The organism is Pseudomonas syringae KCTC 12500 (assembly GCF_000507185.2).
GTDB classification, from domain to species: domain Bacteria; phylum Pseudomonadota; class Gammaproteobacteria; order Pseudomonadales; family Pseudomonadaceae; genus Aquipseudomonas; species Aquipseudomonas syringae.
Map to the genome: position 1 here is coordinate 2,977,312 of NZ_AYTM02000002.1, position 23,420 is coordinate 3,000,731.

The window sequence follows — 23,420 nt, forward strand, 5'->3', positions numbered from 1 at the left end:
CACCTGCATTCACACGTCCGCGGCGGTATAGATAGTTAGCGCCACGAACGCCCTGATGAATGATTACGTGCATGACTTCTCTCGTACAGGAAGACGTCATGACACCTAACCCGCTGAAAACACCTAAAACCGACCAGCAACTGCTGCGCGAACGTGCGCAGCAGTTCGTTCTGGATTACCCCGATCTTTACGATCTGGCCCACACCGCCGCCAGCAGGATCATTCTTCAGCACACCCAGCGCGTGTTCGCTCCGGAGCGGGTGTATTGGCATCGTTTCAGCAGTGCCAGCAGCAGTCCGCGCACGTTTACCGGCTGGCAGCATTCCGGAGTGCCGGTGCAGTCGATGACTTTGATCGAGTTGCTCATGCGGCACTTCAGCGCCCACGACCAGGAAGCCAGCGACGAGCTTTCCCTGTACGGCGGTTTCTATACCGATGGCCCGGATCATGGGGTTTTCGACGAGCGCAATGAGGTGCCCATGCTGCCTCAGGACGTGCTCAAAGACATGTGGACACTTGATTTCAGCACGCTGTACACCCGCCGTATGGAGCGATTCTGGAGCCTGCACAGCGAGAACTTCTGCACCTTGGCCAAGGCACGCTATCAGGTTGCAGCCAGTCATTGTCTGCGCAAGGGCCAGCTTTCAGCCGTCGATTTCAAGCATGTCACGAGCGTCGTCACCGCCGACCCCTTGCAGCCCCCTACGCTGAAAGCCTTGCTGGGCCCGCTTCCTGCAACTCCCGGTGTTACGGTACACACGTTGGATATCGATGGCATCAAGGCCCATGACATGCTGCGTATCGTCACCGCCGCTGGCCGCGAGATCATCTACTGGCCCGATGCCGAGCAGCCGTTCATGGCGTTCGATAGCGAACGTGCGGTGTACCGCTGGCTCAAGGCCCGGTTCATGGGCGAGCACGCCGACAAGGCGATAACACGTCAGTTTCTGCGTGGTGAGACGTCCCGTAAAAAGGACGGTGAGCGATTCTTTCGCGCGGTGAGCCAGTTGCTCGCGCACGACTGGCGTGCCGACATCCCACTCGTCAACCTGGGGCAGGCTCCTATTGTGGGTGACCCCTTCGTGTATCTGCGAGACGTCGTTCGACAGGGCATGACCGCCGATGCGCGTGAACGGCTGACTTCCAACGCGGATCTGCGCAAGCAGATGTGGATCGGCTACCTGGGCGCGTTCATGCAGGCGTTTGGCGGGCTTGCGGCTTTGGGTTGGCCGATCGCCTTGACGCTGGTTGGCGCAAGTCTCGCCAATACCGGTTTGAGCATTGATCAGGCGGTCAATGGCAAGACCGCAGCGCAGCGCAAGGCTGGCGTGTTGGGCGCGATCAACAACATTATTTATCTGCTCTTCAACCTGCCGCTGTTGATGTCCCTGCGTGCTGTCCCTCAGCCTGTGCCGGTGGCCGCAACCGAAGGCCTACCGATCTCCAGCGAGGTGCTGGAAAGCAGCAGCGCGCCGGCCCATCCACTGGACAATATGGAAGGCAACCTGCTGCTCGACAGCCTGACGCCTTCAGCTGCGGAGGGCAGATTTCGCGGCATCTACACGCTGGGCAATGGCGAAACCTGGATCAAGCTTGCGCAACTGCCCTATCGCGTGATGTTCAATGAGCAGCAGCAATGCTGGCTTATCGTCAACCCAAACAACCCGTTTGCATTCGCAGGCAGCAAGCCGGTGCGTCTGAGTACCGACGGGGAGTGGGCGTTACTTGACTCGCCCGGTCTGCAGGGCGGTGCCCCGATGGATGTGCCGATGCCGTCAAGCAGCGCATCCACCGCGACGGGCAAGCCTTACGTGACCGTGCACTCGGCCTTTTGGGACAGGTATCTGCAAACGGATCTGTTCAGTGAGCAGCACTATGCCGAAGTGGCCTTGGCCCGGCAGAAAGGCGTCATGAGCATTTGGCAGCCAGACCCTGAAGAGGCTCCCGTGTCGGACTCATCACCTGACGGCGACGAAGTGTACAAAGACCCTTGGCATGGCAAACATCGGGTTTTCAGGCTCGGTGAGGACGACTATTACGGCAGAAATATCATGCTCTATACCCAGGATGACGCTGAATTCAATCAGTTCCTGCGCACGGGCGAGAGCAAAAGGGCCAATCAGGTACAACTCATCGAACGACTGGCCGATGACATCCATGTGGTGGGGTACAACAATGATGTCGAGTTGTACCGCGGCGGCAGCGGTGATCGAGGGACTTCGGGCGCCGTGTTTCGCAACGGGCAGATCAAGGTGGGTGATGTGCTGGTCAATACCGATGTCACCTCGTTCAGCGAAAATCCCTATGTGGTCAGCGCCTTCGCCAGCAGTCGGGCCGGTGCGCCCATTAACGCCATGATTGGCCCGGTAACTTTCGATGACACGTCGGTGGTCTTCGTGTTGCCCAAGGGCCGTTACCTGAGGGCCACGCCGATTGCACCGTTTTCAGCCTCGCCCGAGGAAGCCGAATCGATCTTTTTGCCCGGCTGCTACTTTCAGATCGACAGCATCGAAGAGGTGAGTGGCGAGTTTTACCGCATCATGAAAATCCAGATGCAGGAGGTGGATCGTCCGGCTCAAGGGCGTGCGCTTTACGACATGCGCACGGGCGAGCCCTTCAGCCGAGATCAGTACGCACTCAAACTGGGTAATGATGCCAAGCCATTGGTCGACCGGTTTTTCCCGCAGGAGCCACTGGCTGACCTGTTCGGCTTTCACTGATCAAGCGCTGGCCAGGTTTTCATCAGAACCAGTCGTCGCGCATTGCCAGGCACGTGTCATCGCGGTTCTCTAGAATCGTCAGTTCATGATGGCAACCCGGTACTTCCCACGTCAGGAAGTACCTGGCTGCCTGCAGTTTGCCGCGATAAAAGTCGCCGTCGGCCTGATTGCCACCAATCAAACCTTCTTCTGCGCGGATCGCCTGTTCGAGCCATCGCCAACCGACTACCGTGTGGCCGAATGCCTTGAGGTACAGCGCCGAGTTGGCCAGCGTGCTGGCGATTCTGCCCTGCGCCAGATCGGTCAGCAGCCCGAGTGTGACGGCCTGCACGTGTGCGACCAGTTGCTGCAGGGGCTGGCGCAGTTCGTCGAGTGTCTGATGGGCCTGGGCGCGTTCGCAGGTCGCGGAGATCAGGCGCAGCAGTTGCTTGAGGCCAGTGCCGCCATTCTGCGCCAGCTTGCGGCCAAGCAGGTCGAGCGACTGGATACCGTGAGTGCCTTCATGAATTGCGTTGAGGCGGTTATCCCGGTAATACTGCTCGACCGGGTATTCGCGGGTGTAACCGTGGCCGCCCAGGACCTGGATCGCCAGTTCGTTGGCCTTCAGGCAGAACTCCGACGGCCATGACTTGACCACCGGGGTCAGCAGGTCCAGCAATTCATGCGCGTGCCTGCGATCGTCTTCGCTTTCGCCGGTCTGTGTGTCATCGAACAGCCGCGAGGCGTACAGGCACAGGTCAAACGCGCCTTCCACGTAGGCTTTCTGGGTCAGCAGCATGCGCCGCACATCAGCATGCTCAATGATGGATACCGGTTTGCTGTCCGGGCTTTTGCTGTCCGGCAAGCGCCCTTGCGGCCGCTCGCGGGCGTACTCCAGTGAATAAAGGTAGCCGGAATAACCCAGCATCGCCGCGCCAAGCCCGACGCCGATGCGCGCTTCGTTCATCATCTGGAACATGTAATTCAGGCCGTGATGAGGCTTGCCCACCAGATAGCCGACACACTCGCCGTTATCGCCGAAATTCAGCGCGGTGGAGGTGGTGCCTTTCCAGCCCATCTTGTGAAACAGACCCGCCAGCAGCACATCATTGCGTTGGCCGAGGCTGCCGTCATCGTTGACCAGAAACTTGGGCACGATGAACAGCGAGATACCTTTGACCCCGGCCGGCGCATCCGGCAGTTTTGCCAGGACCATGTGCACGATGTTCTCCGACAGCGAATGATCCCCGCAGGAAATGAATATCTTGTTGCCACGCAGCCGATAAGTGCCGTCGCCTGCCGGTTCGGCGCGTGTGCGGATATCTGACAGCGACGAACCGGCATGCGGCTCGGTCAGCGCCATGGTGCCGAAGAAGCGGCCTTCGATCATGGGTTGCAGAAAACGCTGCTTCTGCTCGTCGTCGGCAAAACTCTCGATCAGATTGGCCGCGCCCATCGTCAGAAACGGGTACGACGTGGTCCCGACATTGGCCGCCTGAAAGTGGGCAAAACAGGCTTGCGACAGCAGGGTAGGCAACTGCATGCCGCCTGCGTCGAAATCGCGTGATGCATTGAGAAAGCCGGCCTCGAGAAACGCGTCTATCGCGGGTTTGACTTCCGGTATCAGGATGGCTTCGCCATTTTCATAGCGTGGCTCGTTTTCGTCGGCCTTGCGGTTGTGCGGTGCAAAGTACTTTTCCGCAATGGCGCGCGCCGTTCCCAGCGCCGCATCAAAGGTTTCCCGCGAATGCTCGGCAAAGCGCTCGCGACGCGTCAGACCTTCGGCGTCCAGCACTTCATACAGCTCGAAAGCCAGATTTCTGGAACTGAGCAGCGACTCGGACATGATGGCGTACCTGTTCTTGGAATGGCTCAAGTCTAGGTCGGGTTGAGGGGGGAGGGTAGCAAGATTGATTCGGGTGATGGTCGAGCGTGTGCAGGGGGTATCGAGAGCGGACGCGGATAGTCCAGAGCATGGGAACGGTCGGTGTCTTTCGGACACCTCTCGTTCCGCACGCTCCAGCGTGGGAATGCCGTTCGTGACGCTCCGCGTCATCTGTTACCGAGCGGCATCAGCCGATCGTCATCAGGCTCGCATTGCCACCCGCCGCCGCAGTGTTGACGCTCAATGCCCGCTCGATCACCAGGCGTTCCAGTGGCACGTTGGTTTCGCCGTGGGACAGGCCGTTGACGCCGACGATGGCACCGCTGCGTTGTGCGATCTGCTGGCAGATGGCACGTAGCTGATCGGAGTCGCCGTGGTGCAGGACGGCGTCGAAGGTGACTTCGTCCTTGGCCCAGTCAGGTACCAGCTTGATGCGCGCTTGAACGTCCTTTGGCAGGCGAGCCCGGAGCGGTTTGCTGATGTCGGTTTCCGGCCACACGGCAGAGCTGCCGACCGCCAGTACGGCTGCCAGTTGAATCAGCAGGTCGTTCTCGTCGTCAGCCAGGCAAAGTACGTGTTCACGCGGCAGGATCGCATAGCTGTTGCGTTCGCCGGTCGGGCCCGCCAGCTGGCGGGTGATGCCGCTTTGCGATTGCTCGGCGTATTGACTGCACAGGGCGTCCAGATCGCTTTGCTGATTGCTGGCAGCCCAGGCCTTGAGTGCCTGTAACGGCTTGCCCAGAACTTCACGCAGGCGCGTATCCGGTGCAGACAGCGCGTCGCTGCGGACGAACGATTTCTCGATAGCGTCCTGCGGGCGCGTCGACAGCAGGCGATACAGGTACAGCGGGCCACCGGCTTTGGGGCCGGTGCCGGACAGGCCTTCGCCGCCGAATGGCTGAACACCCACCACCGCGCCGACGATGTTGCGGTTGACGTAGACGTTGCCGGCATTGACGTTGTCGATGACCTTGGCGATGGTCTCGTCGATGCGGGTGTGCACGCCCAGGGTCAGGCCATAACCGGAAGCGTTGATCTGATCGATCAGCAGGCCAAGCTCCTTGCGCTTGTAGCGCACCACGTGCAGCACCGGACCGAAGATTTCGCGTTGCAGCTCATCGAAGCTTTCCAGTTCGATCAAGGTCGGCATCACATAAGTGCCGCGCTTGAGTTCGGCGCTGTCGGCAATGGCCACCTGGTAAACCGTGCGGCCCTTGTCGCGCATGGCCTGGATGTGTTTTTCGATACCGGCCTTGGCCTCTGCGTCGATCACCGGGCCGATGTCCACGGACAGGCGCTCCGGATTGCCGAGGCGGTTCTCGGCCATCGCGCCCTTGAGCATTTCGATGACGCGGTCAGCAGAATCTTCCTGCAGGCACAGCACGCGCAGTGCCGAGCAGCGTTGACCGGCGCTGTCGAACGCCGAAGACACCACGTCGATCACCACCTGTTCGGTCAGCGCCGAAGAGTCGACAATCATCGCGTTCTGGCCACCGGTTTCGGCGATCAGCGGAATGGGGCGACCCTGAGAGTCGAGGCGACCTGCCACATTGCGCTGCAGCAGCCGGGCGACTTCGGTGGAGCCGGTAAACATGACGCCTTTGACACGCTCGTCGCCGACCAGACCGGCACCCACGGTTTCGCCGCGACCGGGCAGCAATTGCACCACGCCTTCCGGAATGCCCGCTTCAAGCAGCAGGCGCACGGCCTGTGCAGCGATCAGTGGTGTCTGCTCGGCAGGTTTGGCCAGCACCGGGTTACCCGCAGCCAGCGCAGCAGCCACCTGACCACTGAAAATCGCCAGCGGGAAGTTCCACGGACTGATGCAGACCACCGGACCCAGCGGACGATGGCCGTCGTTGGTGAAGTCGTTGCGCGCCTGCACGGCGTAGTAACGCAGGAAGTCCACGGCTTCGCGCACTTCTGCGATGGCGTTGGCGAAGGTCTTGCCCGCTTCACGGACCAGCAGGCCCATCAGCGGCTGGATTTCAGCCTCCATCAAGTCAGCGGCACGCTCCAGAATCGCAGCGCGCTCGCCAGGCGGAGTGGCCTGCCAGATCGGACCGGCGCTCAAGGCGCACTGGATGGCGTTATCGACATCTGGCAGGGACGCTTCCTGCACATGACCGACCACGTCGCGCAGATCCGATGGGTTCAGCGCAGCACTCAGCGTGCCAGCGCTGGCCGGGCAGCCCAGCATCGGGGCGGCTTTCCAGTCGTTGTGCGCGGTAGCCAGCAGGGCCGAAGACAGCGAAGCCAGACGATGCTCGTTGGCCATGTCGATGCCGCTGGAGTTGGCGCGTTCGGTTCCGTACAGATCACGCGGCAGCGGAATGCGCGGGTGCGGCAGGCCGAAACCGCCTTCCTGGGTCGCCATGCGTTCGATCTGGCTGACTGGATCGGCCACCAGTTCCTGAATGGAGATCGAGTGGTCGGCAATCCGGTTGACGAACGACGTGTTCGCGCCGTTTTCCAGCAGGCGACGCACCAGATAGGCCAGCAGTGTTTCATGAGTGCCGACCGGGGCGTACACGCGGCAAGGGCGATTCAGTTTGCCGTCGGCGACTTTGCCCACGACCTGCTCGTACAACGGCTCGCCCATGCCATGCAGACACTGGAACTCGTACTGACCGGGGTAATGATTCTGACCGGCAATCTGGTAGATCGCCGCCAAGGTATGGGCGTTGTGCGTGGCGAATTGTGGGTAGATGACTTCCGGTGCCGCGAGCAACTTGCGGGCGCAGGCAATGTAGGACACGTCGGTGTACACCTTGCGCGTGTACACCGGATAGCCTTCCAGGCCTTCGACCTGGGCGCGCTTGATCTCGCTGTCCCAGTACGCGCCCTTGACCAGGCGGATCATCAGACGATGGCGACTGCGGCGTGCCAGGTCGATCACGTAATCGATCACATAAGGGCAGCGCTTCTGATACGCCTGAATGACGAATCCGATGCCGTTCCAGCCGGTGAGCTGTGGTTCGAAACACAGGCGCTCGAGCAGATCCAGCGACAGCTCCAGGCGATCGGCTTCTTCGGCGTCGATGTTCAGACCGATGTCGTATTGCTTGGCCAGCAGGGTCAGCGACAGCAGGCGCGGGTACAGCTCATCCATCACCCGCTCGTACTGGGCACGGCTGTAGCGTGGATGCAGTGCCGACAGCTTGATGGAAATCCCCGGGCCTTCGTAGATGCCGCGACCGTGGGAGGCCTTGCCGATGGAGTGGATAGCCTGCTCGTAGGACGCGAGGTACTTCTGCGCGTCATGTTCGGTCAGCGCCGCTTCACCCAGCATGTCGTAGGAATAGCGGAAGCCTTTGGCTTCGAAGCGGCTGGCGTTGGCCAGGGCTTCACCGATGGTTTCGCCCGTGACGAATTGCTCGCCCATCAGGCGCATGGCCATGTCGACGCCCTTGCGGATCATCGGTTCGCCGCTTTTGCCGATAATGCGGCTCAACGAGGACGTAAGGCCCGCCTCATTGTGAGTGGCAACCAGCCTGCCGGTAAGCAGCAGGCCCCAGGTGGCGGCGTTGACGAACAGCGACGGGCTGTTGCCCAGGTGCGGCTGCCAGTTGCCGTTGCTGATCTTGTCGCGAATCAAGGCATCGCGGGTGCCCTTGTCCGGAATACGCAGCAGCGCTTCGGCCAGACACATCAGCGCAACGCCCTCCTGAGAGGACAGCGAAAACTCCTGCAACAGGCCTTGAACGATGCCTGCGCGACCGCCCGCGCTTTTCTGGTTACGCAGTTTCTCTGCAATCGACGCGGCCATCTTGTTGGTTGCTTCGGCAACAGGCGCGCTCAGGCGGGCCTGTTCGAGCAGCATCGGCACCACTTCCTGCTCGGGGCGGCGGTAGGCGGAAGTGATGGCTGCACGTAATACGGACTGCGGTTGAATGCTCTCGGCAAAATCCAGAAAGCATTGCAGTCCCGCGTCTTCTGCCAGCTCGCCGCGGTCTTCGTTTTCCTTGCCGGCAGCACCGTCGAGCTCCAACAGGGTTGCACCACTCTCGAGCTTTTCCAGGTAATTGAAGATCGCCTGCTTGATCAACCAGTGCGGTGTACGGTCGATAGAGTGGGTTGCGGCTTTCAATCGCTCGCGGGTCGGGTCGTCAAGTTTGACGCCAAGAGTGGTGGTGGCCATGTGTTGTCCTCTTTATAGGCTTTATAGGCACGCGAAGGTGGCATCGGCTTTGGCGCAGATTAGCCTCGGGACGGGGTGAGGTGCAACCGGGTGCAACCATATTTTCAGAATATTTTGTGACGTTTCCGGCGAGTGCCCCATAAAACCAGCGCGACGCTCAATGCTGGTGCGTGATTTTTTGTAGATTGCGCGGAAAACGCCCTAAGATGGCGCGTAAATGCACCTGCGCCGGGTTTTTTGTAACAGGTGTAACTTGCATGATGAAATGGGTTGCACCTTGTTTGCTTTGTTTAATAGGATTCGTTCCCGCGGTGCAACCGCCAGTCATTGATTGCCAATCCTTGCGGAGCGATCAGTCAACGCGGTGTCGGGTGCAAAAGCAGGGATGTGCCGAATTTCGGTCGCTATTCCCTTTGGCATCGGGTGCCAACATAAAAATAATGCCAAGGCAGAACTCATGAGTGTCAGCAACCCTACCTTGATCACGTTCGTGATCTATATAGCGGCAATGGTATTGATCGGCCTGATGGCCTATCGCTCTACCAACAACCTTTCGGATTACATCCTCGGCGGACGCAGTCTTGGCAGCGTGGTCACCGCTCTTTCAGCAGGTGCCTCTGACATGAGCGGCTGGCTGTTGATGGGCTTGCCCGGTGCCATCTATATGTCCGGCCTGTCGGAAAGCTGGATCGCCATTGGCCTGATCATCGGCGCCTACCTGAACTGGCTGTTCGTGGCCGGCCGTCTGCGCGTGCAGACAGAGCACAACGGCGACGCACTGACCCTGCCGGATTACTTCAGCAGCCGTTTCGAAGACAACAGTGGCCTGCTGCGCATCATCTCGGCCATCGTGATTCTGGTGTTCTTTACCATCTATTGCGCATCGGGCATCGTTGCGGGTGCGCGTCTGTTTGAAAGTACCTTCGGCATGTCCTATGAAACCGCCCTGTGGGCCGGTGCTGCGGCGACCATCGCCTACACTTTCGTCGGTGGTTTTCTGGCAGTGAGCTGGACAGACACCGTGCAGGCCACGCTGATGATCTTCGCGCTGATCCTTACGCCGATCATCGTTCTGCTGGCAACGGGCGGTGTCGATACCACCTTTCTGGCAATTGAAGCGAAAGATCCGACCAGCTTCGACATGTTCAAGAACACGACTTTCATCGGCATCATTTCCCTGCTCGGCTGGGGCCTGGGTTATTTCGGCCAGCCGCACATCCTGGCGCGTTTCATGGCGGCCGATTCGGTCAAGTCGATTGCCAGCGCCCGACGCATCTCGATGGCCTGGATGATCCTGTGCCTGGGCGGCACCGTGGCGGTGGGTTTCTTCGGCATCGCCTATTTCTCGGCGCACCCGGATGTTGCCGGGCCGGTGACTGAAAACCCGGAGCGGGTGTTCATCGAGCTGGCCAAGCTGCTGTTCAACCCTTGGGTTGCGGGCGTGCTGCTGTCGGCCATCCTGGCTGCGGTGATGAGTACGCTGAGCTGCCAGTTGCTGGTGTGCTCCAGTGCGTTGACCGAGGACTTCTACAAGGCTTATTTGCGCAAAGACGCTTCGCAGGTCGAACTGGTCTGGGTAGGTCGGGCAATGGTACTGCTGATCGCGATCATTGCCATTCTGCTGGCGGCCAATCCTGAAAACCGCGTGCTGGGTCTGGTGAGTTACGCCTGGGCCGGTTTCGGCGCAGCTTTCGGCCCTGTGGTGCTGATTTCGGTACTGTGGAAGGGCATGACCCGTAACGGCGCACTGGCCGGGGTGATTGTGGGGGCGGCCACTGTGGTGCTCTGGAAACAGTTCAGTACGATGGGGCTGTATGAAATCATCCCCGGGTTCATCCTGGCCAGCATCGCTATCGTGGTGTTCAGCCTGATCGGCAAGCCCGCTTCTGCGTCCATGCAGACCCGTTTCCTGGCAGCCGAACAGGATTTCAAAGCTAACCGCTGACAGGTCTGACTGAAACACAAACGGCCCGTTCTTCTTCGTGAAGCGCGGGCCGTTTTGTATGCGGGCTGTGAACAGCGTGCCGATCAGCTCTGGTTGTGATCGATGTCGAGGTTGTAGAACGTCGCCTTGCCGCCCTCCGAGGTGTACCCGGTATTGTCCTGGGTATACACCCCCGCCTTGAAGTACAGAGGCTTGTCCCGCCAGGTCTCGCTGATGCGCGTGCTCCAGTCCTTATCCTTGGCGCTGACGGACAGTTTTCCGCCCTTGCTCAGGTTGATCACGTAACTGAATGTCTCATTCAGCTTCACACCTTCTACGATGGTGTAAACCTTGCTTTCGTCGTCGTCATAGCGGTTGCGGACTTTTGCAACGATGTCGCCGGTCTTGGTGTCTTCCTTGTATTGGAACTCGACTTTCAGGAGCGGCTCTGTGCTTTCGTATGCATGTATTTGTCCGATGACAATCTTGCCGCTGGACGGCACCTGGTCGACTTCCAGTTTGGCGTTCAGATAGTTGTCGGCGTCCGGATAGACCCAATTATGCAGAGAGCCGTCTGCCCATGTTTCCCGAAGTTCGCTACGGGAATATTTTGCGTTCTCGGTTTTACTGCCGGTGACGGGCGACCAGAACACAATGGCGTCGGTTTTGGATTTGAAATATTTACCGTCGTAGCCTTTTACTAACTGAGCGGTTTCGATGGTCTTGGGGGGTGACCCCACCGGGATGCTGAGATTCCACGATCCAAGATCTACCATTTTTGTCTCCGTCCCTAAATGTCTTTGTATCGCTCATAGAAAAAGCCTCTGGCGCGAGGCTTCAGCCGACTTTTATACGACTTGTAGGACAATTTGTTAATAAAAAAATGTCGAACGGATGGCGTCAAAGTGCTGTCACTTCTTCTGCAGGGCAGAGCCTGCAAGGGGTGTAGAGAATGACCGTTAGTCGGCTAGATCGAACTTTGACAGTAGGGAAGAGGCGCCTTGCTTCTGCTTTTGGCGAGACGAGGCTAGAGTTATTCCAAAGTATGACGGTCGTCCTGAGTCTCAGGCGTCATGCCCACAAAGAGAAGCAGCATGGAACGCGTGCCAAACCAGCCAGATGATGGCTCTTCAGTTTTACTTGTTGTAGACGATTACCCGGAAAATCTGGTGACGATGTGTGCTGTTCTGCAAAGAACGGACTGGCACATTGTGACTGCAAGTTCCGGAATAGAAGCATTGACCGTACTGCTCGAGCAGGAAGTCGACCTGGTTTTGCTGGATGTGCAGATGCCGGGCATGGACGGCTTCGAGGTCGCGCGACTGATGCGCGGCAGTCAGCGCACCCGTCTTACGCCGATTATCTTTCTCACCGCCAATGAGCAGACCCAGGATGCGGTGCAAAAGGGCTATGCGAATGGTGCGACGGACTATCTGTTCAAACCTTTCGACCCGAATGTGCTCAAGCCCAAGGTGCAGACCCTGCTCGAGCAGCAACGCAACCGCCGTGCGCTGCAACAGCTGTCGCTGGAGCTGGAGTCGGCCCGTGCGTTCAACGCATCGGTGCTGGCCAATGTCGCCGAAGGCATTCTGGTCGTTGACGAAGCGGGCACCATCAGCTTTGCCAATCCGGCTATCTGTCAGTTATTGAACACTTCAGTCGATCACCTACGCGGCACCCAGGTGCTGGACTACATCATCGAACCGAAGGTGGGGCACTGGCTGGACTCGGGTTTTTACCAGCACTATCGCAAGTCCGACACCTATCGCGTGCACGACGCCATTCTGCGTACGGCGCAAGGCACGCAACTGCCCGTAGCGTTGTCCTGCGCGGCGCTGCCTGCCGAACAGAAGGCAATGGTGCTGACGGTTCTCGATATGTCGGTGGTCCGTGATCTTTATCAGCAGCTTGAAAAGCAGGCTGTCACCGATGCATTGACTGGCCTGCTCAATCGCCGAGGGCTTTATCAGGCCGTTGAAAGCATGCTATTGCGCAACGAGCGTGCCGATAAATACCTGGTCGTGCTGTTCATGGATCTGGATGGCTTCAAGCAAATCAACGACTCACTGGGCCATGAAGCGGGTGATCAGGTATTGCTCTGGGTCGCCGAGCAGTTCAAGGACAGCATGCGCCCCTATGATGTGCTGGCACGCATCGGCGGCGATGAATTCACTGTCGTGATCGACGGGCTGGATTACCCCGAACAGGCGGCCAAGATCGCCGAAAAGCTCATTGAGCGGGTATCCGGAAGGCGCCAGGTCGACGGCGTCGAGATCACGCTGGGTGCCAGCGTCGGTATTGCAACCTTTCCGGACTGCGGCTCGAATCTGGACGGTCTTCTGCGCGCGGCAGATATCGCCATGTACGAAGCCAAGCGTGCCGGGCGGCAGCAATATCGATTCTATGATCAGAACATGAACGGGCGCGCCCGCTCGCGCCTGATGCTTGAGGAAAGCGTGCGTACGGCCATCGACGGTCGGGATTTTTCAGTGGTGTACCAGCCCCAGATTCACGTGGCGGATGGTCGCTTGCGTGGTTTCGAGGCCTTGCTGCGCTGGCAGCATCCTGCGGTCGGAGAGGTCCCGCCTGCGCTGTTCATTCCGCTGCTGGAAGAGACCAGGCTAATCAATCGGCTCGGCAGCTGGATCTTTGATCAGGGCGCCGAGCAGCGTCAGGCATGGAGCCACATCTTCGCGCCCGACATGGTGCTGAGTGTCTGCGTCAGTCCCACGCAATTCTGTCTGCCCAATCTGGCTTCGGAATTAAAACGCGCCATGGATCGCTTCGAGCTGAAACCTGGGCAAATAGAAGTGGAAATCACTGAAACCGCGTTGGTCAACAACCTGACACACAGCCACAAACAGCTGAAGTTGCTGCATGAGGTCGGTGTGCGCATTGCGCTCGACGACTTTGGTACGGGCGAATGCTCGTTGTCGCACCTGCGCAATCTGCAACTCGACACCTTGAAGCTGGACAGGCGTTTTGTGGCCAACATCGTCGGGTCAAAGCGCGAGGCGGCGATGGCCAGCAGTATCATCGACCTGAGCCGCAACCTCGACATGCTGGTCATTGCCGAAGGCGTCGAGACAGCCGAGCAGTATCAGTGGCTGGCCGACAACGGCTGTCAGGTCATACAGGGCTTTCTGATCGCTCATCCGATGGTGCCGGAGGACGCGTTGCGCTTTCCCGGGCACTTTGACGTGGCGGGCTTGAGGCAGAGCGGATTGTTGTAGAATGGCGTTTTTCGATCTCACGCAAAGGCCCTATGACTGCATCCAGCCATGCTCCGCTCAAATACCTGCAGGCCTATCCGCAGGCCCTGCAGGATCAAGTGCAGCAGCTGATTGCCGAGGATCGCCTGGCAGATTATCTACAGCAGCGCTACCCCGCGCGGCATCAGGTCCAGAGCGACAAGGCCCTTTACGCCTATGCGCTGGCGCTCAAGCAGGATCACCTGCGCAACGCGCCAGCCATCAAGAAGGTGCTTTTCGACAATCGCCTGGACCTGACCCATCGCGCGCTGGGCCTGCATACCAAGATATCCAGAGTGCAGGGCGGCAAGCTCAAGGCCAGTAACGAAATTCGTGTGGCCGCGCTGTTCAAAGAAGCACCGCCGGAATTTCTGAAAATGATCGTTGTGCACGAGCTTGCACATTTTCGTGAGTCGGATCACAACAAGGCGTTCTACCAGTTGTGCGAGTACATGTTGCCCGGTTATCACCAACTGGAGTTCGATTTGCGCGTGTACCTGACGTACCGTGATCTGCAGGCCGCACGAGCGCCATGCTGAGCCAGGCACTGAAAAAGGATTCGAAGATGCAGGTCAGCAAGACCAAAAGCAGTTTCTATCGCCGCCTGTACGTGGCTTACCTGATCGATTCTCAGATCGCCAGCAGCGTTCCGGAGCTGATGGCGGCAACCGGCATGCCGCGTCGTACCGCGCAGGACACCATCAGTGCGCTCGCCGATCTGGATATTGTGTGTGACTTCGAACAGCTCGAAGGCGGCCGCAATCACGCCGGCAGCTACCGGATCCGTGACTGGGGCGCCGTTGACAAGGGCTGGATTGCCGACAATCTGCCACGCATCAAGGCCGTGCTGGAGTATCCCTGAGCGGTTTTCAGTCCAGATCGCGACGCATGCCGATATGCGGAATGTCGTCTTCCAGGTAGACCTCGCCCACCGGATTGAAGCCGTAGCGGCTGTAATAGCCTTGCAGATGCGCCTGGGCCGATAGATAGATGGGCTGGTCGGGCCATTTGCGTTCGGCGTTTTCCAGGGCCTGCTCCATCAGCTCATGGCCGATGCCCCTGCTGCGAATCGAAGGCGCTGTCACCACCCGGCCGATGGTCACGTCGCCGCCTTGCTGGATGGGGTCGAGCAAACGCAGGTAGGCGACCAGCTTGTCTTCCTGCCAGGCCATCAGATGGCAGGTATCGCCCGTCAGGTCCTGTCCGTCGACGTCCAGATACACGCATTGCTGCTCGACCACAAACACTTCGGCACGCAGTTGCAGCACGGCATAGAGTTGCTCGATGCTTAGCTCGGTGTGATGTTTGCAGATCCATTTGATAGACATGTCGCAGACTCGCAGGGAAACCAGAAGCGAAGTCTAAACGTATCCGGCGACATTCCCAATAAACGCCGTCAACGTTCTGAAGGGGGCGCCGGTTGATCATGTTGCTTGCCCGGCTTGTCTACTGCCTGCTTGAGGTCTTCAATTAAAAACGGCAGGCGCCTTAACGCGCGAGCGTTTCCCTGCCGATAGGATTAAATTGGGTATGCCGCCCCTTTCAGGAACCTGAGCATGTCGCAGTCGCTTCGAGCGGTGGGGTTGCTGGTCGTTCTGCTGATGGCTCAGGCCAACGCAGCTGAAAAGCTGCGTCTTGTCGCCGACCCCTGGCCTCCCTTTACCGACGCGCTGCTGCTCAACGGCGGGCTGGCGACCGATATCGTCAATACGGCGCTGCGCCGTGCTGGATACATCACGCTGTACGAGCAAGTGCCATGGGCGCGAGCGATGTTGGGCTTGAGTGAAGGGCGTCACGATGTGCTGATCAATGCCTGGTTCAGCGAGGAGCGTACGAAAGTTGGCCAGTTTTCTGCGCAATACCTGCTCAATCGGGTGCGCTTCATCAAGCGCAAGGAATCGCCGATTGGTGCCCTGACCCATGAGCAATTGCACAAGTACGTCATCGCTGTGGTGCGCGGCTACGCTTATACCCCTGCTTTTGACAGCGACACCCAGTTGCAGAAAGTCCCTGTGCAAAACTTCTCCACCGCCATACGCATGCTTGCTGCCGAGCGTGTCGACCTGACCCTGGAAGACGAATACGTCGCCCGTTACAACCTGGCGATGGAACCGGACGAGGTTCGTGACCGGGTTGAGTTTCTACCGGGCTCGCTGAGCGAGAACAGCCTGCATATTCTGGTCAGCCTGAAAAATCCCCACCACGACAAGATCGTCGCCGACTTCGATCGCGAAATTACCGCCATGAAAGCGGATGGCACCTATGATGAACTGCTCAGACTGCATGGGTTGCAGTAGCCTCCGGAGCTTTGATCAAGTGCGCGGCGAGGGTGCGCAGCGGGGCCAGCTGGCGGCAGATCAGCGCCAGTTGGGCTTGCACCAGTCGCTGACTTTCGTCCATGTCTTCGGGCAGTTGCTCCAGTTGCGCGGCTAACCCTTCCTCGACATCGCTCTGCACCGCAACCGGCTTTTTCTCGGCCAGCCCTGCAGCGATCTCGTCGATGCTGGCGGCCAGCGTGGCGCCGACGTTATCGATCAGGTGTTCGCGCACATCACTCGGCAATTGCGTATCACGATGCGCGCCGAGGCCTGAAAGGTAGCTGAGCAGCGTGTGCGACAGCACCAGAAAGCGAAAGCCCACGTCGGCCTCTTTGCGGAAGTGACCGGGCTCCATGAGCATGTTGGCCAGCGTGGTCGACAGCGCGGCATCGGCGTTGTGGGCATTGCGCCGCGCCAGTCGGTAGGCCAGATCGTCACTCTTGCCCTTGGCGTACTGTTGCATGATCTGCCGCAGGTAGATGCTGTTGCAGGTCAGGGTGTTGGCCAGCACCTTGTTCAGGCGCCGCCCCTGCCAGTCCGGCAGAAACAGGAACACTGCCAGGCCAGCAATAAGGCTGCCCAGCAACGTATCGAACAGCCGCGGCAGGAACAGGCCGTAACCGTCGCCGACCTGGTTGAAGCAGAACAGCACCATCACCGTGATGGCGGCAGTCGACAGGGTGTAGCGCGTGGTCCGATTGACGAAGAACACCACCCCGGCCAGCACGGCGCACATCGATTGCAGAATCGGGCTGGTGACCAGATCGAACAGCACCCAGCCGACCGTCAGGCCAATCGCGGTGCCGATGATCCGCTGGCCGAGCTTGAGCCGGGTAGCGCCGTAGCTGGGCTGGCAGACGAACACCGTGGTCAGGATGATCCAGTAGCCCTGTGACGGGTGAATCAGGTGCACCATCGCGTAACCGATGGTCAATGCCAGCGGCAGGCGTAGCGCGTGACGAAACAGCAGCGAAGTCGGGGTCATCTGCAGGCGCAGGCGTGTCCAGACATCCTTGAGGTTGCGCGGCGAGCGGTCCAGCAGGCTGCTGTCGGTGGCATCGGCCACGGCGTCCGGGTTGCTGGCGTCGCTGATCAGACGATCCAGAGTGCCAAGGTTGGCGGCCAGCGCGCGCAGCGAACGCAGCAGGCCGCGCCACGCAGGGTTGCTCTGGATGCGCAGGTGCTCAAGCGACGCGTGCAGGTCTTCCATAGCTTCGGCGAAGCTTGGGTCATACACGAACGGCTGCCGCAGCTGGATGGATTCCGACAGCGCCTGGCAGGCAACGCCCTGTTGACGCAGCAGGCGCTGGCAGCGGAACAGCACGTCGCTGTGGAAAAACGCATCGGCCAGTGAGTTGTAGGGGTAATGCGACGAGCTGGCGCGCTCGTGGATGTCCTGGGCGATGAAGTACAGCTTCAGGTAGCGGCTGACTTTGGAGCCGGGGCGGCCGCTGCCGACGCGGTGCAGGATGATTTCCTTGGTGGAGTTCAGCGCGGCGACCACTTTGCCGTTCTGCTGCGCCAGTTCCAGGCGACGGGCCTCCACGTTGAGTGTGCGAATCGGTTCAAACAGGGTCGACTTGAGTTTCAGGTACTGGCCCAGCTCGCGAAACAGTCGCGCCAGCGCCTGTTGCACCGGCTGGTTGGAAAACAGCATCTGCCACAGCACCGACAGCAGGCCGTACCAGGCTGCGCCCGCCACCAGCAGCATCGGTTCATGCCAGAAGTCCAGCACTTCACCGCCACGCTGATCGACGCCGATCATGGTGTAGACCGAAAGGATCAACGTGCCGTAGGCAATCGCGCCATAGCGTTCACCCAGCGCGCCCAGCATGGTCAGGCAGAAGCTGGCCAGCGCCAGTGAACAGACAAACAGGATGGGGTAGGGGAAGAGCAATTCGACGGCAAGGGCGGCGATGCTGAAACACACCAGTGTCACGGCCAGTGCGTTGAGTCGGCCCTGCCAGCTGTCGTCGGTCTCGGCCAGGGCGCAGGCGATAATCCCCAGAAACAGCGGGATCAGTAACGCCATTTCGTTTTGATACCAGCACAGCGCCATGCTGCCGGTCAGTGCGATAAAGACTCGAACGCTATAGCTGAATTTATCCAGCGCCCACAATCGACGGAATGTATGACGGAGAGATTTCGATGCCATGGGTTAGCTTGACGGCCCTGTTCGCAATTGATCGATCGTGCAGGAGGATATGTACAGACCAAATGACTGGCTGTACATCCGCCTCGCAAAATTTATACCGGTTTGTAGTGTGGTGATGTTGCGTATCAGCGACTGCGTCACACGTAATGTGCGGCAGCATAGGCTGACGCCCACGCCCACTGAAAGTTGAAGCCGCCCAGATGACCGCTCACGTCCAGCACTTCGCCCACGAAATAAAGGCCGGGGGATTTCAGCGATTCCATGGTCTTGGACGACACTTCACGGGTGTCGATACCGCCCAGCGTCACTTCGGCCGTGCGATAACCCTCGGTGCCCGCCGGGACCACCTGCCAGCTCACCAGCTTTTCGGCGATCTCGGCCAGTTCGGCGTGGGTGTACTGCTTCATCGGTTTGGAAACGAACCAGTGTTCGGCGATCAGGTTGGCCATCTTCTTGGTGAAAATCTCGCCCAGCAAGGTTTTCAGTTCACTGTTGGGGCGCTCGGCCTGCTGCTGGTTGAGCCAGGCGGGCACGTCATGATCGGGCAGCAGGTTGATCTCCACGGTGTCACCGGGCTGCCAGAACGAGGAGATCTGCAGGATCGCCGGGCCACTGAGGCCGCGGTGGGTGAACAGGATGTTTTCGCGGAAGCTGGTGTCGTTGCAGCTCACCAGACAATCCACCGAGGTGCCTGACAGCTCGGTGCACAGCTCCTTGAGCTGATCGGTGATGGTGAACGGCACCAGCCCGGCGCGGGTCGGCAGCAGCGTGTGGCCGAACTGCTTGCCGACCTGATAGCCAAAGCCGGTGGCGCCCAGCGTCGGAATAGACAGCCCGCCCGTGGCAATCACCAGCGACTGGCAGTTCAGGGTGCCCAGCGTGGTCTGCAGGCTGTAGCCGGCGTCGGTCTTTTCGATCTGCTGCACGGAGGTGTCCATGTGCAGGCTGACACCAGCCTGGCGGCACTCTTCCAGAAGCATTTCCAGAATGTCGCTGGACTTGTTGTCGCAAAACAGTTGGCCGAGCTTTTTCTCGTGATAAGGCACGCCATGTTTGGCGACCATCGCGATGAAATCCCATTGGGTGTAGCGGGCCAGGGCCGATTTGCAGAAATGCGGGTTCTGCGACAGGAAGTTGGCCGGCTCGGTGTACATATTGGTGAAGTTGCACCGCCCGCCACCGGACATCAGGATCTTCTTGCCGGGTTTGTTGGCGTGGTCGATCAACATCACCTTGCGCCCGCGAGCGGCAGCGGTGAACGCACACATCAGACCGGCAGCGCCGGCGCCAATGATTACAACGTCAGTAACGGGCACAGCGTGGTTCCTCGATCTTCAGGTCACGATCGTTCCCATGCTCCGCACCAAGCTATGCACAAGCCTTTTTTTTTCTGGCCGAAGGCCGTGGGAGCGAACGTGTTCGCGAAAGGGCCGGTATATTCTCCGAAGATTTATCGTCTGAACTACCGTCTTCGCGAACAAGTTCGCTCCTACGCCCTGCGGGCAGAAGCCTGAAAACCGCGTTTTCAGGACCTTCGGGGCCTGTATATGACGCTCGGCGCGGCGTGTAGGGACTATCAGGGTCAACGATAAACTTTACAAAATCCGCACGCGCAGCGACTTGCCCTTGATCTTGCCATTGTTCAAACGTTCCAGGGCCTGTTTGGCCATGCTGCGCTCGACGGCAACGTAGGCCTGGAAGTCGAAAATCGCGATCTTGCCGACCTGAGTGCCGGGAATGCCTGCCTCGCCGGTCAATGCGCCGAGGATGTCGCCTGGACGCAGCTTGTCCTTGCGGCCCGAGCCGATGCACAGCGTGGTCATGGCGGGCAGCAGTTTGCCGCCTTCCTTGATGCTCAGTCTGTCGTATTGCTGCCAGTTCAACGGCGCTTTCTGCAACTCTTCGATGGCACGGGCGCGCTGGCTTTCCGACGGGGCCACCAGGCTGACCGCGATGCCTTTCTCGCCTGCACGACCGGTACGGCCGACACGGTGGATGTGGATTTCCGAATCACGCGCCAGCTCGACGTTGATCACCATGTCCAGCGCGTCGATATCCAGACCGCGCGCGGCCACATCAGTGGCGACCAGTACCGAAGTGCTCCGGTTGGCGAACATCGCCAGCACTTGATCACGGTCACGCTGTTCCAGATCGCCATGCAGGCCGACGGCAGACATGCCCTTGGCGGTCAGGTGATCGACCACTTCCTGCACCTGCTGCTTGGTGAAACAGAACGCCACACAGGACGTCGGCCGGAAATGGCCGAGTACCTTGACCACGGCTTCCAGGCGCTGCTCCGGGGAGATCTCGTAGAAAATCTGCTCGATCTGGCTGTCGGCGTGCAGTGCCTCGACTTTTACGGTCTGTGGATCACGCATGAATTTCGAGGACAACTGCTTGATGCCGACCGGATAGGTCGCGGAGAACAGCAGGGTCTGGCGGCGCTGCGGGGTCTGCTCGATGATGTCGGCGATGGCGTCGTAGAAACCCATGTCCAGCATGCGGTCGGCTTCATCGAGAATCAGCGTGTTCAGGCCGTCCAGGACCAGCGAGCCCTTGCGCAAGTGCTGCTGTATGCGACCCGGAGTACCGACGATGATGTGCGCGCCATGCTCCAGCGAGCCGATCTGCGGGCCGAACGAAACGCCGCCACACAGGGTCAGGACCTTGATGTTGTCCTCGGAGCGCGCCAGGCGGCGGATTTCCTTGGCCACCTGATCCGCCAGTTCGCGAGTCGGGCACATGACCAGTGCCTGGCAACCGAAGAAACGCGGGTTGATCGGGTTGAGCAGGCCGATGCCGAACGCAGCGGTCTTGCCGCTGCCGGTCTTGGCTTGCGCGATCAGGTCCATGCCCTTGAGGATCACCGGCAGGCTCTGCGCCTGAATCGGTGTCATTTCGGCATAACCAAGCGACTCCAGGTTAGCCAGCATGGCAGCGGACAGAGGCAGAGAATTGAAAGCGGTGTTAGTCACGACGGTGAACCTGCAAAACAAAAATGTCGCGTAGTGTATCACCCGCCAGTCAGACCTGGCACCGCGATAAAGGGCGTGGGAACGAGCTTGCTCGCGAAGGGGCCCTTACAGTCCCAGAAGATGGGGCGTCTGGACCATGGTCTTCGTGAGCAATGCGGATCGCCGCCCCGGTCACTCCCACAGGATCCAGCAATGAGCGCGGAGCATGGGCGCGATAGCCAGACAAAAAAATCCCCGCTGGAGGGCGGGGTTGAGGTTCGAGCGTGGCAGCTCGCAAAGGTGTACAGCAAGGCCCGTCCGGGGACGGGCCTGCAGGGCTTACAGCAGGATTGTGCGGATATCCGCCAGCAATTCGCTCAAGCGCTTGGTGAAGCGGGCAGCAGCTGCGCCGTTGATCACGCGGTGATCGTAGGACAGCGACAGCGGCAGCATCAGTTTCGGCTGGAAGGCTTTACCGTCCCAGACGGGCTGGATGGTTGCCTTGGACACACCGAGGATCGCCACTTCCGGCGCGTTGACGATCGGCGTGAAGCCGGTGCCGCCAATGTGGCCGAGGCTGGAGATGGTGAAGCACGCGCCCTGCATGTCGTTCGCAGTCAGTTTCTTGTTGCGCGCCTTTTCGGCCAGTGCGGCGGCTTCGGCGGCCAGTTGCAACAGGCTCTTCTGGTCGACGTCGCGGATGACCGGGACCAGCAGGCCGTCCGGGGTGTCCACGGCAAAGCCGATGTGCACGTACTTCTTGCGAATCACTGCCTTGCCGCTAGGTGCCAGCGACGCGTTGAAGTCCGGCAGCTCCTTGAGCAGGTGGGCGCAGGATTTGAGCAGCAGCGGCAGAACGGTCAGCTTGACGCCAGCCTTCTCGGCAGCGCCTTTCTGCGCGACACGGAAAGCTTCCAGGTCGGTAATGTCGGCCTGGTCGAATTGCGTGACGTGAGGAATGTTCAGCCAGCTGCGGTGCAGACCGGAAGCGCCGAGTTGCATCAGGCGCGTCATCGGTACTTCTTCGATCTCGCCGAAACGGCTGAAATCGACTTCCGGAATCGGCGGGATGCCCGAGCCGCCGCTTGCGCCGCCTGCTGGAGCTTCCTTGGCCTTCTGCATCATGGTTTTGACGTAAGCCTGAACGTCTTCTTTCAGCACGCGGCCGTGCGGGCCGGTGGCGCTGACTGCGCTCAGCTCGACGCCGAATTCGCGAGCCAACTGACGAACGGCCGGGCCTGCATGAACCTTGGCACCGTCTTTTGCCGGAGCCGCTGAAGCGGCCGGCGCAGGTGCTGCCTCTGCCTTGGGAGCAGGAGCTGCGGCCTCAGCCTTGGCCGGGGCAGCAGCGGGTGCGCTGGCGGCAGGGGCCGGAGCTGCGGCAGGCGCGGCGCCTTCGACTTTCAGTTTCAGGATCAGGTCGCCGGTACCGACTTCCTGGTCCAGCTTGACTTCGATGCTCTCGACAACGCCTGCTGCCGGAGACGGGATCTCCATGCTGGCCTTGTCGGATTCCAGGGTGATCAGCGACTGATCGGCCTGGATGCTGTCACCAACCTTGACCATCAGTTCGATGATCTTGGCCTTGCCCGACGAGCCGATGTCCGGCACGTGGATGTCCTGAACGCTGGCGCTGGCTGCCGGAGCAGGCTCTGCGGCGGCCGCAGGTGCAGGTGCCGCTTCAGCCGGCTTTTCGGCAGCAGCAGGGGCTGCGGCAGGTTCGGCAGCAGGCGCCGGGGCCGCAGCCGCTTCGCCTTCCACTTCCAGTTCGAACAGCTCGTCGCCTTCTTTCAGGCGGTCGCCCAGCTTGACCTTCATGGTCTTGATGACGCCAGCCTTGGGCGCAGGGATTTCCATGCTCGCCTTGTCCGACTCAAGCGTCAGAACGCTCTGGTCGGCTTCGATGCGATCACCGACCTTGACCATCAATTCAATGACTTCGCCTTCACCGTTGCCGATGTCGGGTACACGAATTAACTCACTCACTATGTCTCTCCTTAGGAGAACCTGTTCACTCACGAATACGCTGGTTCAGTTACAACGAAACAGCGTTGGATGCTCATTTACGTCGAGTAAATTCCGCATCCTCGGCT

At 59.8% G+C, this 23,420-nt stretch carries 15 protein-coding genes; 6 read left to right on the forward strand and 9 right to left on the reverse strand.

All coding sequences use genetic code 11. From position 1 onward, the window contains the following. Positions 1-98: 98 nt before the first annotated feature. On the forward strand, positions 99-2,720 hold the full coding sequence (locus V476_RS13570; protein ID WP_024959637.1) for a dermonecrotic toxin domain-containing protein: 2,622 nt from the start codon (positions 99-101) through the stop codon (positions 2,718-2,720). Between the two features lie 22 nt (positions 2,721-2,742). Here the strand turns inward: V476_RS13570 and V476_RS13575 are convergent, their stop codons facing one another. The 3 genes from V476_RS13575 to V476_RS28215 form a co-directional block, all read right to left on the reverse strand. After that, positions 2,743-4,545 carry an acyl-CoA dehydrogenase gene (locus V476_RS13575; protein WP_024959638.1) on the reverse strand — a complete coding sequence of 601 codons (1,803 nt, stop codon included), beginning with the start codon at positions 4,543-4,545 and terminating at the stop codon, positions 2,743-2,745. 226 nt (positions 4,546-4,771) lie between these two features. Further along, entirely contained in the window at positions 4,772-8,725 is a 3,954-nt protein-coding gene (putA, locus tag V476_RS13580) for a trifunctional transcriptional regulator/proline dehydrogenase/L-glutamate gamma-semialdehyde dehydrogenase (RefSeq protein ID WP_024959639.1), read from the reverse strand. A gap of 157 nt (positions 8,726-8,882) precedes the next feature. Continuing rightward, a complete protein-coding gene (locus V476_RS28215) occupies positions 8,883-9,053 on the reverse strand; it encodes a hypothetical protein (protein ID WP_154218214.1) in 171 nt (56 codons plus the stop codon). 129 nt (positions 9,054-9,182) lie between these two features. Between V476_RS28215 and putP the strand changes: the two genes are divergently transcribed. Further along, positions 9,183-10,670, forward strand: coding sequence for a sodium/proline symporter PutP (gene putP, locus V476_RS13585; protein WP_010419844.1), 1,488 nt, complete (start codon positions 9,183-9,185; stop codon positions 10,668-10,670). An 83-nt stretch (positions 10,671-10,753) separates the two neighbouring features. Here the strand turns inward: putP and V476_RS13590 are convergent, their stop codons facing one another. Further along, positions 10,754-11,425 carry a polysaccharide lyase family 7 protein gene (locus tag V476_RS13590; RefSeq protein WP_024959640.1) on the reverse strand — a complete coding sequence of 224 codons (672 nt, stop codon included), beginning with the start codon at positions 11,423-11,425 and terminating at the stop codon, positions 10,754-10,756. 318 nt (positions 11,426-11,743) lie between these two features. On the opposite strand from V476_RS13590, the gene V476_RS13595 reads away from it, so the two are divergent. The 3 genes from V476_RS13595 to V476_RS13605 are packed head-to-tail and all read left to right on the forward strand — an operon-like array spanning position 11,744 to position 14,762. Beyond that, the gene (locus V476_RS13595) at positions 11,744-13,882 is read left to right on the forward strand and encodes a two-component system response regulator (RefSeq protein ID WP_016567028.1); all 2,139 of its coding nucleotides are present in this window, start codon (positions 11,744-11,746) and stop codon (positions 13,880-13,882) included. A 32-nt stretch (positions 13,883-13,914) separates the two neighbouring features. Further along, a complete protein-coding gene (locus V476_RS13600) occupies positions 13,915-14,439 on the forward strand; it encodes a M48 metallopeptidase family protein (protein WP_003392171.1) in 525 nt (174 codons plus the stop codon). Positions 14,440-14,465: 26 nt separating this feature from the next. After that, positions 14,466-14,762: a winged helix-turn-helix domain-containing protein gene (locus V476_RS13605; RefSeq protein WP_003392169.1), complete on the forward strand. Its 297-nt coding sequence runs from the start codon at positions 14,466-14,468 to the stop codon at positions 14,760-14,762. Between the two features lie 7 nt (positions 14,763-14,769). On the opposite strand, the gene V476_RS13610 is transcribed toward V476_RS13605, so the two are convergent. Further along, positions 14,770-15,228 (reverse strand): GNAT family N-acetyltransferase, encoded by a 459-nt coding sequence (locus V476_RS13610; protein ID WP_003305636.1) that lies wholly within the window; start codon positions 15,226-15,228, stop codon positions 14,770-14,772. 228 nt (positions 15,229-15,456) lie between these two features. On the opposite strand from V476_RS13610, the gene V476_RS13615 reads away from it, so the two are divergent. After that, positions 15,457-16,197: a substrate-binding periplasmic protein gene (locus V476_RS13615; RefSeq protein WP_024959641.1), complete on the forward strand. Its 741-nt coding sequence runs from the start codon at positions 15,457-15,459 to the stop codon at positions 16,195-16,197. Here the strand turns inward: V476_RS13615 and yccS are convergent. The 4 genes from yccS to aceF all read right to left on the reverse strand — a co-directional run bounded on the left by yccS (position 16,175) and on the right by aceF (position 23,313). Further along, positions 16,175-18,373, reverse strand: a complete 2,199-nt coding sequence (gene yccS / locus V476_RS13620; RefSeq protein ID WP_032607524.1) for a YccS family putative transporter — start codon at positions 18,371-18,373, stop codon at positions 16,175-16,177. The genes V476_RS13615 and yccS overlap by 23 nt on opposite strands. A gap of 137 nt (positions 18,374-18,510) precedes the next feature. Then, on the reverse strand, positions 18,511-19,689 hold the full coding sequence (locus V476_RS13625; protein ID WP_024959642.1) for a BaiN/RdsA family NAD(P)/FAD-dependent oxidoreductase: 1,179 nt from the start codon (positions 19,687-19,689) through the stop codon (positions 18,511-18,513). Between the two features lie 279 nt (positions 19,690-19,968). After that, a complete protein-coding gene (gene dbpA, locus V476_RS13630) occupies positions 19,969-21,348 on the reverse strand; it encodes an ATP-dependent RNA helicase DbpA (RefSeq protein WP_003432003.1) in 1,380 nt (459 codons plus the stop codon). A gap of 318 nt (positions 21,349-21,666) precedes the next feature. After that, the gene (aceF, locus tag V476_RS13635) at positions 21,667-23,313 is read right to left on the reverse strand and encodes a dihydrolipoyllysine-residue acetyltransferase (protein ID WP_024959643.1); all 1,647 of its coding nucleotides are present in this window, start codon (positions 23,311-23,313) and stop codon (positions 21,667-21,669) included. Between the last annotated feature and the right edge of the window lie 107 nt (positions 23,314-23,420).